Annotated in this window: 14 protein-coding genes; 10 read left to right on the forward strand and 4 right to left on the reverse strand. The window is 49.3% G+C overall.

Annotation, left to right across the window (positions count from 1 at the left end):
• Nucleotide 1: 1 nt before the first annotated feature.
• From PPG34_RS10760 to hypF, 5 genes are read left to right on the forward strand one after another with little or no spacing between them, the layout of a single operon-like run.
• Nucleotides 2-835: an NADH-quinone oxidoreductase subunit B family protein gene (locus PPG34_RS10760; protein ID WP_313833292.1), complete on the forward strand. Its 834-nt coding sequence runs from the start codon at nucleotides 2-4 to the stop codon at nucleotides 833-835.
• Entirely contained in the window at nucleotides 816-2132 is a 1317-nt protein-coding gene (locus PPG34_RS10765; protein WP_313833293.1) for a Ni/Fe hydrogenase subunit alpha, read from the forward strand. The genes PPG34_RS10760 and PPG34_RS10765 overlap by 20 nt, the downstream gene beginning before the upstream one ends.
• Entirely contained in the window at nucleotides 2129-2620 is a 492-nt protein-coding gene (locus PPG34_RS10770) for a hydrogenase maturation protease (RefSeq protein WP_313833294.1), read from the forward strand. The genes PPG34_RS10765 and PPG34_RS10770 overlap by 4 nt, the downstream gene beginning before the upstream one ends.
• A complete protein-coding gene (locus PPG34_RS10775) occupies nucleotides 2599-2961 on the forward strand; it encodes a hydrogenase/urease maturation nickel metallochaperone HypA (RefSeq protein ID WP_313833295.1) in 363 nt (120 codons plus the stop codon). The genes PPG34_RS10770 and PPG34_RS10775 overlap by 22 nt, the downstream gene beginning before the upstream one ends.
• A gap of 2 nt (nucleotides 2962-2963) precedes the next feature.
• The gene (gene hypF, locus PPG34_RS10780; RefSeq protein WP_313833296.1) at nucleotides 2964-5333 is read left to right on the forward strand and encodes a carbamoyltransferase HypF; all 2370 of its coding nucleotides are present in this window, start codon (nucleotides 2964-2966) and stop codon (nucleotides 5331-5333) included.
• A gap of 42 nt (nucleotides 5334-5375) precedes the next feature.
• On the opposite strand, the gene PPG34_RS10785 is transcribed toward hypF, so the two are convergent.
• From PPG34_RS10785 to PPG34_RS10795, 4 genes are all read right to left on the reverse strand, one after another.
• On the reverse strand, nucleotides 5376-5672 hold the full coding sequence (locus tag PPG34_RS10785) for a MoaD/ThiS family protein (RefSeq protein ID WP_313833297.1): 297 nt from the start codon (nucleotides 5670-5672) through the stop codon (nucleotides 5376-5378).
• Nucleotides 5669-6847: a WD40/YVTN/BNR-like repeat-containing protein gene (locus PPG34_RS10790; protein WP_313833298.1), complete on the reverse strand. Its 1179-nt coding sequence runs from the start codon at nucleotides 6845-6847 to the stop codon at nucleotides 5669-5671. Before PPG34_RS10790 ends, PPG34_RS10785 begins: the two co-directional genes overlap by 4 nt.
• Before the next feature lie 30 nt (nucleotides 6848-6877).
• Entirely contained in the window at nucleotides 6878-7165 is a 288-nt protein-coding gene (locus PPG34_RS18370; RefSeq protein WP_420888068.1) for a DUF1330 domain-containing protein, read from the reverse strand.
• A gap of 200 nt (nucleotides 7166-7365) precedes the next feature.
• Nucleotides 7366-7962, reverse strand: a complete 597-nt coding sequence (locus PPG34_RS10795; protein ID WP_313833299.1) for a hypothetical protein — start codon at nucleotides 7960-7962, stop codon at nucleotides 7366-7368.
• Between the two features lie 303 nt (nucleotides 7963-8265).
• Between PPG34_RS10795 and PPG34_RS10800 the strand changes: the two genes are divergently transcribed.
• The 5 genes from PPG34_RS10800 (at nucleotide 8266) to PPG34_RS10820 (ending at nucleotide 12888) form a co-directional block, all read left to right on the forward strand.
• Nucleotides 8266-8496 carry a HypC/HybG/HupF family hydrogenase formation chaperone gene (locus PPG34_RS10800; protein WP_313833300.1) on the forward strand — a complete coding sequence of 77 codons (231 nt, stop codon included), beginning with the start codon at nucleotides 8266-8268 and terminating at the stop codon, nucleotides 8494-8496.
• Nucleotides 8497-8550: 54 nt separating this feature from the next.
• Nucleotides 8551-9669, forward strand: coding sequence for a hydrogenase formation protein HypD (gene hypD / locus PPG34_RS10805; RefSeq protein ID WP_313833301.1), 1119 nt, complete (start codon nucleotides 8551-8553; stop codon nucleotides 9667-9669).
• A 198-nt stretch (nucleotides 9670-9867) separates the two neighbouring features.
• Entirely contained in the window at nucleotides 9868-10938 is a 1071-nt protein-coding gene (gene hypE / locus PPG34_RS10810; protein WP_313833302.1) for a hydrogenase expression/formation protein HypE, read from the forward strand.
• Nucleotides 10939-11066: 128 nt separating this feature from the next.
• On the forward strand, nucleotides 11067-11582 hold the full coding sequence (locus tag PPG34_RS10815) for a hypothetical protein (protein ID WP_313833303.1): 516 nt from the start codon (nucleotides 11067-11069) through the stop codon (nucleotides 11580-11582).
• A 118-nt stretch (nucleotides 11583-11700) separates the two neighbouring features.
• Nucleotides 11701-12888, forward strand: coding sequence for an efflux RND transporter periplasmic adaptor subunit (locus tag PPG34_RS10820; RefSeq protein WP_313833304.1), 1188 nt, complete (start codon nucleotides 11701-11703; stop codon nucleotides 12886-12888).
• Nucleotides 12889-12922 lie beyond the last annotated feature (34 nt).

Consider the following 12922-nt stretch of genomic DNA (forward strand, 5'->3'; position numbering starts at 1 on the left):
AATGACCAAAGCAGAGCGAGCAAAACTCTTGGCCAAACAGCGACCTCGCCTCGGGGTGTTTAAATTCACCTCCTGTGATGGGTGTCAACTCAGCATCCTAAATTTGGAAGATGACCTCTTGGCTCTTGATCAACAATTGGATATTGCCTTTTTTCCCGAGGCCTCCAGTCGCATGCAATCTGGACCATATGATATTGCCTTGGTTGAAGGTTCCATCAGTATGCCTGAACATGCACACCAATTGGTGGACATTCGAAAACAAGCGAAATATCTGATTACTATCGGCGCCTGTGCGACGAGTGGAGGGATTCAGGCATTGCGGAATTGGACGGATCTTGAAGCCTTCAAACGGGCCGTATACCCAAGTCCCGAACACATCCAGAGCCTGAGTACCTCTACCCCTATTTCAGAACATGTCTCAGTGGATTTTGAATTGTGGGGCTGTCCCATCGACAAACGCCAACTGTTCAACGTGCTGACAGATCTGTTGGCGGGTGTCCAACCGAAGCTACCGGAGTACAGCGTTTGCATGGAGTGCAAGCGCCAAGGGAATATTTGCGTGTTGATCACAAAGGGAATTCCATGCCTGGGTCCCGTCACAAGAACCGGATGCGGAGCCATTTGCCCCAGTATGGGCCGCGATTGTTACGGATGTTTCGGACCATCCGAAGGCCTACCGCAAGGACCCGGCATGCCCCCTAATACCTCTTCTCTGAGCAACCATTTCCACACCCAATTTCAATTAATCCCCGTTGACGTCCTCCGACGTTTCCGGGGAATCAATGGCAATGTTCGACCATTCAACGAGGAAAGCCGTGCCTGGGAAAACGCCTGAAACTCGAACCATTAAAGTGGATTTAGTAGCCCGAGTCGAAGGGGAGGGCGCGCTACATGTCACAGTGAAAGATGGCGTGGTCGAGGATGTGCAATTACGTATCTTCGAGCCTCCCAGATTTTTTGAGGCATTCTTACAGGGACGGCATTTCAGTGAGGTTCCGGACATTGTCGCAAGGATCTGTGGCATCTGTCCGGTGGCCTATCAAATGAGTGCAGTGCATGCCTTAGAGTCGATATTCGGCGTGACCGTCGATGGTGCGCTTCGAGACCTGCGACGATTGCTATACTGCGCGGAATGGATCGAAAGTCACACCCTTCACATTTACATGCTGCACGGACCCGATTTCCTAGGGTTCCACAGCGGAATCGAAATGGCCAAGGAGCATCCTGATATTGTGAAACGAGGCCTGCGACTTAAAAAGGCTGGAAACGATTTACTCGCGCTGTTAGGAGGTCGCTCGGTGCATCCGGTTTCCGTCAAAGTCGGAGGCTTTTCCAAAGTTCCATCCAAGAATGATTTTGCCATAATCAGAGACGACCTTCTGTGGGCCCGAGATGCTGCGATCGAAACCGTGAAATGGGTCGCAGGCTTTGAGTTCAAAGATCCCGAGCAGGATTATAGGTTCGTATCACTTCATTCTTCGGCTGAGTATCCCATGAACGAAGGACAGATTACGTCCAGCAACGGGCTAAACATAGCTGCAACAGAATTCGAACAACATTTTTTGGAACACCAAGTACCCTACTCCCACGCGTTACAATGCACGTTGAATGGTGCGTCATATTTTGTTGGACCCTTGGCGCGCTTTCATTTAAATTACAACCAATTGCCGACAGTGGCCAAACAGACGTTGGAGGCCACCGGACTGCGACTGCCCTTTACGCGTGCTTCAATGAGCATCATCGCCAGGGCGGTTGAAGTATTGTTTGCAGTGGAGGAATCCCTACGAATCATTGAAGGCTATCAGCCTCCGTCCAAACCTGCAGTTGCCGTTGAAATAAAACCAGGGGAAGGAATGGCAGCCACTGAAGCCCCACGAGGGACCTTGTATCATCGTTATCTCGTTCGAGAAGACGGCAGCATTCAAGAGGCGAAAATCGTTCCACCGACCTCACAAAATCAAGTCCGTATTGAAGAAGATTTACGCACCTACCTTCCAGTGGTGTTGCATCTATCCAATAAAGAAGCGGCGATCAATTGTGAGAAAATCATCAGAAGTTACGATCCATGTATTTCCTGCGCGACCCATTTTTTGAAGCTGGATATTGAACACATCATCGGAAACTCGAAATGAAACCTATTCGAGTCATTGGCATTGGCAACAACATGGCAGGGGATGATGCCCTTGGGCCATTAACCATCCAGGCCATGAAAGCCAAACCACTAGACGATGTGGAGCTGATTGAAGCAGGGATGTCGGGGCTCAGAATCTTAGACGTCATGAAAGGTGCCGATGTGGTCATTCTGATTGATGCTGTCCGAAGTGGTCGGATACCAGGAACCATTCATCGCTTGGTCATTCCTGACGACTTAGGATTGCTGAAGCAATCAGCATGGAATTCAGGGGCCACTTCGACTCATGGATTTGGTCTTGGCGAAACTCTTACCCTCAGCCATACGTTAGGCACCTTACCCCCAAACACTCTGGTGTATGGCATTGAATTAAGTCACACGAATATAGGAACTGATGTTTCCTCCAGTGTAAAAAAGGCAATACAAAGCGTGGTCTCGACCATTAAAAAGGATGTGGAAGCCTACCTATGCATGAACTCCAATTCATGACCAATCTGGTTCGGATGGTGGAAGACGTGTGTGGGAAAAAGCCGAGGATCACCCCATCCATGATTGCTCTGGAAGTAGCCAGTGATTCTCACTTAGCACAGCACAGCCTCGAAGATTTGCAAATGATGTTTGATTTTGTGACGAGAAATACCATCGTTCAAGGCGCCAAATTGACGGTGACCACGAAAACCGCAAACGCTACATGCCGTGATTGTCAAACCACCGTTGAATGCCGCGAAGAATTCTCTTTCTGCCCCAATTGCGAATCAGGAGACGTCGAAAGAGACGACACGCCGGAAGTCTTGCTGAAACATATCAAATATACTGACCGCTCTCCATAACCATGAAAGAGGCTGGGCCACACGAAAACACATCACTTCATCGTTTACACCTGGAAGTGCAGGGCAAAGTGCAGGGGGTTGGGTTTCGCCCCTTTGTTTACCGGTTAGCTACCCAAAGCAAGCTTAATGGCTGGATTGAAAACACCCCACAAGGAACTCTGATCGAGGTCCAGGGGCCCTTGGTCGATGTGGAAATATTTCAACGCCGGCTTCGGCTTCAAACACCCCCGTCAGCCAAGATTGAAACCATCAAGACATCGACCCTTTCTCCCCAACAAGAAAATGGATTCACCATTCGCCCAAGCCAGAAAGCCGGTCCAAGGCTTTCTGTTGTTTCCCCTGATCTGGCAACCTGTCAAGAATGTCTAGACGAGATCAACGATCCATCCTCGCGCCGCTATCGATATCCTTTTACGACCTGCACGCAATGTGGCCCACGGTACAGCATCGTGGAAGAAATCCCCTTTGATCGTGTCAATACCACCATGAAACGTTTCTCGTTGTGCGAAGCTTGCCAATGCGAATATGAAGATCTGGCTAATCGTCGGTTTCATGCCGAAGCCATCGCCTGTCCGACTTGTGGGCCTCATTTGGAGTTATGGAATGATGAAGGAACAGTATTGGCCAACACGGAAAAAGCTTTGTTGCAAGCATGTACGATGGTGCGGGAGGGAAAAATATTAGCCGTCAAAGGCCTTGGTGGGTTTCAATTTCTGTGCGATGCACAAAACGACAAGACCATCCAAGAATTACGACATCGCAAACACCGGCTACGCAAACCATTTGCCGTGCTGTTCCCTTCTATGGAAGCGCTAACTAAACATTGTGAGTGTTCGGAAGAGGAAAGAACTATTCTCACCTCTCCTGAATCACCAATTGTCATACTCCGACGGAAAAAAAAATCTACACTTGCTTCGGTAGCGGCACCAGGTAATCCTTATATCGGAGCGATGCTTCCCTATACTCCCTTGCATCATCTCCTCATGGCGGAACTTCTAATTCCAGCCATAGCGACCAGCGGAAATCGTTCAGAAGAGCCCATCGTGATCGATGAACAGGAAGCACGCTCTCGGCTTTCCCAAATAGCCGACGCCTACCTTTTGCATGACCGTCCCATCTCCAGACCCATCGATGATTCCGTAGTCCGAGTAGTCAATGGCGAGCCTATGGTGCTCCGCCGTGCCCGAGGCTATGCGCCAACTCCAATAACAGCGAGGGCTCAAAGATCAAATGGGAAAACTCTTTCACGAGTCTTGGCCGTCGGAGCTCATCTTAAAAATACTGTTGCGGTAACGATTCAAGACAAGGTCGTGATGAGTCAGCATATCGGCGACCTTTCAACCCCCGAAGCCTGTACACAACTCGAACAAACGGTCTCCGAACATTTGAAACTCTTTGATGTCGAACCTCAGGGGATTGCCTGCGACCTCCACCCAGATTATCGATCAACCATTTTTGCTAAGAAGCTTGGCGAGGAAATGAATATCCCGGTGATACAAGTTCAGCACCACTTCGCGCATATCCTTTCATGTATGACTGAGCATGGCTTGGAAGGCCCAGTGTTAGGAGTCGCATGGGACGGCGCCGGGTATGGCTCAGATGGAACCATATGGGGAGGAGAGTTTTTACTCGCGGATTATTCCGGGTTCACACGCGTCGGACACTTACGAACCTTTCGACTTCCTGGAGGCGAAATCTGCATGCGCGAACCCAGACGCGTAGCCCTTTCCTTATTATATGAGACATTTGGAGATGAATGCCTGAATATGAACTTGCCACCCATTCAATCTCTTGGCCCTGAGCTTGCCCAATCATTGGTAGAACTTTTGGAAAAAAATGTGAACTGCACTCCTACCACCAGCATGGGAAGAATCTTCGACGGCATTAGCTCCCTCCTCGGCCTTTGCCACCTCAACACCTTCGACGGCGAAGCCGCCATGGCATTGGAATTTGCAGCCGAAGATTCAGCGCGCAAAGGAGGGGATACCCGCCTCCCAATTTCGTTTGTTCTCAATAGGCAGGTCGAGAAATGCACATCGGAGGCAAAGGAATTTATCGCGGATTGGCAGCCGCTTGTGGAGTCAGCAGTGAGGGAAACCTTTAAAGGAAAAACTCCTGGGGCGATAGGACTAAACTTTCATCGAGCTCTGAGCAAGCTGACTGTAGAGGGAGCGAAAATTCTCAAGAATTCTAGAATCGTCCTCAGCGGCGGGGTTTTCCAAAATAGTCTTATCTTAAAATTTGCCCAAGACGAACTTCGAAAAGAAAACTTCCAGGTTTATTCTCATCACCATATTCCGCCCAACGATGGCGGCCTAGCCTTGGGTCAAGCCTTGGCAGCATCCTCTGACTTAATAAAAAAACGTTTTTAATATTAGTGTCCCCATCGAAACCGTACCGGGTCTTTTTCCATCTTATCCCCCAGCCATAGCTCCAACAACGAGAAACGGTTCTATCCCCTTAGCCACGGCGTCAGGTAGGGGAGCATCTGGAGATTCATGCGAGAAGTCTTGTTCACAAGCAAAAAATCTGATGAAGGGTCGCCGTTGCAGGGTCTCGTGGTTGCGGATGACTCCTTTCAACATAGGATAGGAAGTTTCGAGAGCATCAAGAATAGAGTTCTGCGTGATCGTTCCTTCCACCTCCAGACTTACCTCCCCATCTACACGTGCCAAGGTCATAAGATGCGCGGGAAGCACAACTCGAATCATGGCAGCACTTGCACTTCCACAGAGAGTACGGGCGGGAGATCCCGCACGATGGGGCTCCAACTGTCTCCCTCATCAGCCGATCCATAGACCTGCCCACCAGTCGTGCCAAAATACAAACCGCAAGGATCGAGTGAATCCACAGCCATCGCATCGCGTAACACATTCACGTAACAATCGCGTTGCGGCAATCCCTTCGTCAACGGTTCCCATTCATTCCCCCCGGTTCGGCTACGATAGACGCGTAGCTTTCCCTCAGGCGGAAAATGTTCGGAATCGCTTTTGATGGGAACGACATAGATCGTGTTTGCCTCATGTGCATGAACGGCAATCGGAAAGCCAAAGTCGGAGGGTAAGTTGCCGCTGACCTCGTGCCAGGATTCACCGGTGTCATCGCTACGCATAACGTCCCAGTGCTTTTGCATAAAAAGCACATTCGGACGCGACGGGTGCATCGCGATGTGATGGACACAATGGCCAACTTCAGCATCCGGGTCAGGAAGCTCATACAGAGACTTCAGGCCGCGGTTCACCGGGCGCCAAGCCTTACCGGCATCATCCGTCCTGAAGACACCCGCCGCTGAAATGGCAATAAACATTCGCTCCGTATTTGTTGGATCCAACATGATCGTGTGCAAGCACATCCCACCAGCCCCAGGTTGCCAAAGGTGGCCTTTGGCTTCGCGAAGCCCGGGTAGTTCTTGCCACGTTTGTCCACCATTGGTCGACCGGAATAGAGCCGCATCTTCCACCCCTGCATAGACGATGTCCGGGTCAGTTAACGACGGTTCAAGATGCCAGACCCGCTTAAACTCCCAGGGCTTCTGCGTACCGTCGTACCACTGATGCGTAGTGAGGGGTTTGCCAGTTTCTGGGGAAGTGTCATAGACAAATTTGTTGCTTACACCGGCAGGCGGTCCTGAAGGATCAGGCATTTTCTCCCCGCCGGGAATTTCCCACGTTTTGCCACCGTCATCTGAGCGTTGGATCACCTGCCCGAACCAACTGCTGGTCTGCGACGCATAGAGCCGGTTCGGATCCACTGGAGATCCTTTAATGTGGTACATTTCCCAGCCCCCGAAGTGAGGACCATGAACTTCCCACTGCTTCCGCTTGGCTTCCGACGTCAACACAAACGCGCCCTTCCGTGTTCCGACCAACACTCGTACTTTGCTCATACCATACTCCCTAATGAAAAATGGATCTGGCTATCGTTCGTAGGTCGCAATAACCGTAGTATCAGTCACGGCCTTCTCAAAATGTTTTTTCCGTATTTGAAGGTATTTCTCATTTGAGAAAAATGAATGCATCGAGTCTTCGCTCGAAAAGAAAATTGTGAATACCCGGTTGATGGGTTCTCTGGTCTTGGACTTCAGAACTGCAGAAACCTTAAAATCATACCCAAAACCACCGCCAAGATTTTCAAGAAGAGGGGTCATCTCGTCGCGATACGATTGATATACCTCCTCGTCTAAAACGTTAAGCCCAACAACCATTTCAAAAGCCAAACTCTTTACCTCCGATTTGATCACCGCCTATTTCGTATCCACTGCACCACAGAGTTTACGCCATGGAATCTATGTCTGGAAGATAGAACATTTTCTGTAACCCTGATGTTAAAAGGTGGTGTTTTATTGTAATGGAAGGTACAGGGAAAAACTATTCAGAGAATTTCGAAAACAAGTGTGGAAATTCTCTAGGGGCTAAGAATCAGGATGGCATCCGCTATGGGTTTAGCCTGCGAGGATTCGAATTCATTGAAGGCTGCCCGCAAGTAGTCCACCCGCTCTTCCTTAGGTAATGGGTCTGGAATGGGCCCAAGGCTCGTGCAACGCTTCCATACTTTTCCCAGAACAACTCCGAATTCCGATACTAAGGTTTTGTGGTGTTCAAAAAGGCTCATCAGTTGTTGTTGACTCTCCTCCGTCATCGAAAGTCCATTAGCCCGAACCAGGACTTCCCAATACCAATACCAGGCTCGCAGGTTAAACTCGGCATATTCTTCTGCCAAGCGTTGGCGCAAAGCCAAGAGGTCGGCCTCAGTACGCGGAATAGCGCGGGCATCTGGTTCATCCCGGCAAAAAAGTTCCAACGTCGTGACAACCCTATTGAGGAGTTGGGTCCCTTCTGAACTGTGTTTGGTGACTTCTACTGCCAAACCCAGTCTGGCTTCACGCCGCAATTTAGCTTCATCCGATTCACGGAACCATGACGGAATCAATATCGAGCTAAGGACCGTACCAACCAGAAGGATTATGAGAGGGTGACCCAGCAACTCTTTTAGATTGTGCATTAGATCAATGGACCTTCTTCATCTCGGACTTTCTCCATACACAAGGAGTTTTCGTTCTAATTATTTCCATACGGGAGTTTAAATTACATGGAATTTGGCGTCCAGAAATTTTTATTTTCTTCAATACGGATTTTCTCCATAGAATGAAAATAGGTTGTCTTTTTGGGCAAATCCTGAAAAAGCGAGACTCCGTAGCCAACATTGAAAAAATGAAAATTCTTGCGATGACACTAAAAGTGGGCTCATGATCTTTTTCCGTGTCCATCAATGTGACATGATGGGAGGTAAGAGGAGCCACTGCCCATGTGTCTAGCCATTCCCGGACAAATTCAAAGCATTGAAGAAGGAGAGCTCCGAAACGGGTGTGTTTCGTTTGGAGGGATGGTGAAGGATGTATGCCTCGCCTTTGTCCCCGAGGCGCAGGTGGGGGATTATGTCATTGTGCATGTGGGATTTGCGATTAGTAAGGTAGATGAGGTTGCAGCAAAGGAAACGTTAGCGATGTATGAGGACTCTGGACGGGATGAAGAATAGGGACAATCCTGGATTCCCTATTGACAATGTTGGGAAAGACGGATTCGGGAAACCATGAAATACCTTGATGAATTTCGAGATGCTAAGGCTGTTCAGCGCGTGAGCAAAACCATTGAACGCACCGCGCGTCATCCATGGAATATTATGGAAGTGTGCGGCGGACAAACACATTCCATCGTACGATACGGGTTAGACCGACTTCTTCCTTCGGAGATTACGCTAATCCATGGACCTGGCTGTCCGGTGTGCGTAACGCCGATTGAATTGATTGATGCGGCCATTCAGCTTGCCAGTCATCCGGATTTCATCTTGTGTTCGTTCGGAGATATGTTACGAGTGCCTGGTTCCTCTGGAGATCTATTGGGCGTGAAGGCTCAGGGCGGGGATATTCGCATCGTCTACTCGCCTCTGGATGCGCTCGATATTGCCCAAGGCAATCCTGATCGGCAAGTCGTAAGTTTTGCAGTCGGGTTTGAAACCACGGCTCCAACCCATGCAATGGCCGTCTTGCAAGCGCAACAACGTGGTCTTCAAAACTACAGCATGATTGTTTCGCATGTGTTGGTGCCCCCGGCGATGGAGGCTATTCTTTCCTCTCCCGGTAATCGCGTTCAGGGTTTTCTCGCGGCGGGTCATGTGTGCACCATCATGGGGTACGAACAATACCAACCCATTGCGGAGAAATATAAAGTACCGATCGTGGTGACCGGATTCGAGCCTCTCGATATTATGGAAGGAATTGCCATGGTGGTCGCCCAGCTCGAGGCAGGAGAACATCGAGTGGAAAATCAATATACGCGCTCGGTTCAACCAACAGGTAATCTCGAGGCTCGCCGAGTGATTGAACAGGTCTTTGAAATAGGTCCACGGACATGGCGAGGCATTGGCGAGATTCCCGAAAGTGGTCTTCGTTTAACTTCGCAATTTGCACACTTTGACGCACTGCAACGATTCGCTGACCGACTCTCACTTTCCATTCAACCAACGATTGACCATTCTGAATGTCAAAGCGGATTGGTTTTGCAGGGCCGAATTAAACCTTCGGAATGCTCGAGCTTCGGCACTCGCTGCACGCCGGAGCACCCGCTTGGCGCACCCATGGTTTCCAGCGAAGGAGCCTGTGCTGCGTATTATCGATTTCGGAGTCATGAAGTCACTGAACCTATGTCATAAAGGTGTTGAAATTACTCACCACCTAGGCAAGGTTGAGCCATGGAATTGAGGTTTTCTTTTTGTCATTCTGAGTAAAACGAAGAATCTCTATTTCCAAGAAAAGTCAGATCCTTCGCCTCTGGCTCAGGATGACAAAAGGAAAACTTATTCTGAGTTCCTCGAAGAGCTTAGGGGAATGGATAGTTCAATGTTTTAGGGATGATAAAATTGACCCAAGACTCAGATTTCAATCTTCAATGTCCTCTTCCCTCGCAAGCAGACACGATTCGTTTGGCGCATGGCGGGGGAGGGAGGCTCATGCAGTCACTCATTCAAGACGTATTCTTGAAGGCCTTCTCTAACCCATACCTTTCCCAACTTCACGATAGCGCAGTGGTTCCCATAGAAGGACATCGAATAGCCATCACCACCGATTCATACGTTGTTCGTCCGCTCTTTTTTCCAGGCGGGGATATCGGCAGCATGGCGGTGCATGGCACCATCAATGACTTGGCCATGTCTGGCGCGACGCCCCTCTATCTCACTGCAGGTTTTATTTTGGAAGAAGGGCTTCCTATTGAAACCCTCCAACGTGTTGTGACTTCCATGGCTAATGCGGCAAGGCAAGCTGGGGTATCCATTGTATGTGGTGATACGAAAGTCGTGGATCGCGGAAAAGGGGATCAAATTTTTATTAACACCACTGGGGTCGGCCAAGTTCAGGAAGATATCGATATTGGCCATCACCGAATCCAACCAGGTGATCGAATTCTCGTGAGCGGAGACCTAGGTTCTCACGGAATCGCCGCCATGAGCGTGCGAGAAGGGTTAAGCTTTGCTGGGGGTATTGTCAGTGACTCCGCACCACTCCATCAGGTTGTGGCCGAGTTAATTCTAGAAGGAGTCTCCATTCATTGTATGCGCGATCTCACTCGTGGCGGCCTGGCCAGTGCGCTTAACGAACTCGGTAAGAGTTCAAAACAGAATTTTCTCATAGATGAAAGCCAGATTCCTATCCAAGAACCGGTTCGTGGTGCATGCGAGGTACTCGGTCTCGACCCTTTGTACGTGGCCAACGAAGGCAAGTTTGTATTGTTTGTCCCAACCAATGAATCCGACAAAGCTCTTTCTATACTTCGCAAACATCCGGTTTCTTCATTAGCAGGAGATATTGGAGAAGTGCTTTTTTCCCAACCGCTTCACTCGCCGCCCGTGACTCTCAAAACCGTGGTCGGTACCCACCGTATTCTCGATTTGCTATCAGGGGAACAACTCCCTCGGATTTGTTAATCCACAAGGTTAGGGGCTGGAAATGTTTCGCCCCGGACTTTCCCATTTTATGTTTCTTAGGGATTTTACCGATCTAGGAATAGGTGTATAATCAAAAGATCAGACCTCCAGTCGGAGACCAGAAAATAGTGACTGACAATTTGAACCTAGTGAAGCAAATTCTATTCTATACCTTACGCAAACTTCCACGCGTGCTCGTCTTATCTTGGGTGGCATTGTGGATCATGGTTTTTCCTCTGATCCATGTTCACCCTGAAGCAGATCATGCCCATGGAGGTGCCCAGCACACACACGGCGGGCTGGCCCATTCTGTCCTGTCCCAAGATTTACCCTGTGAGTTTGGTAAGGATTCCCACCCTCATCAACATTCGGACCAGGAAACTCACCTTGTCGCGTTTCCTGGTCACACTCATGGCCACTCTCACGCATTGAGTCATTCCGAGATTACACTTTCCGCTCTGAATCCTTCTTCAGATGGATCCCTGAAAAAACAGTTAGTCGATTCATTTGGAGCTATCGACCAAAATAGCTCGTACGCCTATGATCTTGCTTGGGGGAATGTTTCTCCCCAAGAGAACAGGTGTTATCCCAATCACTTCATCCAACCGTATTTTTCTCGACCTCCGCCTCCTATCACCATCTAAATTTTCGTGTTTCAATTTCTCTGACTTTTGATCGGAGAATGGACACCTATAATTCCCTTTAGAATAAGGGCACTCGCTCGAATGACAGGCGAAGTCCATTCTGCAGGCGGAGTGCTTTATGGCATCGCAAATCGTGAAGAGGCTCGTCGTGACAATGTATCTCATCATACTTCTACCGTTCCTCCTGCTACAGGGATGTTCTGATCCACCGGACCAATCGAAAAATTCGGGTTCGGAGGTGGCCGAATCGCAAACGACATCGCCGTCTTCAGGACCACAACTTCCACCTTCGGCGCAACAGCGGATCAAAACCGCTCCAGTGCAACAACGTATGCTCTCGCAAGCGATTACCGCTCCCGGAAATGTCGCGTTGAACCTTGCCAAGATGGCAAAGATATCATCACGGATCGAAGGTCAAGCCGAACAGGTTTTTGTTCAATTGGGACACCACGTAGAAAAAGGTGATCCGCTAGTTGCGATTGGGAGCCTGAAGCTTGATGAATTAGTCCAAGAATATTTGGTCTCCCAAGTTCAAATGGATCTTCGAAAAGGTAACTTCGAGCGAACCCAAACACTGCACAAAGAACAAATCGTTTCTGAACGCCGTTTAATGGAAGATCGGGCACAGTATTTAGAATCCAAGGCCATCAACCAACATGTCACGGAAAAACTTCAGAACATGGGGTTAACACAGGAAGAACTGAACGAACTTCTGCATATGCATGATATGGAGGGACACCGCTATATCATTAAGTCACCGTTGTCCGGAACGATATCCGAGCAAACCGTGGTGCTGGGCCAGGGCATTCGACCGGGTGACCATCTCTTTGAAGTCGTAAACACCGAACAGGTCTGGGTCTTCGCCAACCTTCCTATCGAGCAAGCGCAGCGATTCAAAAAGGGAGACCGCGGCACGATCGTCGCCAAAGGCCGGAAACCAATTACCGCACCGCTCGCCTACATCGCCCCTGTCGCAGACAAAGCCACTCTAACCATTCAACTTCGTTTCGATGTCGATAATTCTCAGGGCCTTTTGAAACCGAACGAATATGTGGAAGTGCGGTTAGAACAAGGGCCCTCATCCATTCTGGCAATTCCCGTGACCGCGCCAACGATGGTGGAAGGTGTTCGAGGGGTATTTGTAAAACAGGGGAATGATTTTACGTTCATCCCTGTAACTCTGGGCCAAGAAAGTGATGGGTGGATTGAAGTCGTGGAAGGACTCGCCGTTGGGGATGAAGTGGTCACCGGAGGTGTGTTCGATTTGAAAAATTCAGTGCTCAAAGATTCGATCGCTGGAGATTAAACTGGAGATATAAATCCGAAATTCGAAACAAATC

Source organism: Candidatus Nitronereus thalassa (assembly GCF_032191465.1).
In the GTDB taxonomy this organism is placed as follows: domain Bacteria; phylum Nitrospirota; class Nitrospiria; order Nitrospirales; family UBA8639; genus Nitronereus; species Nitronereus thalassa.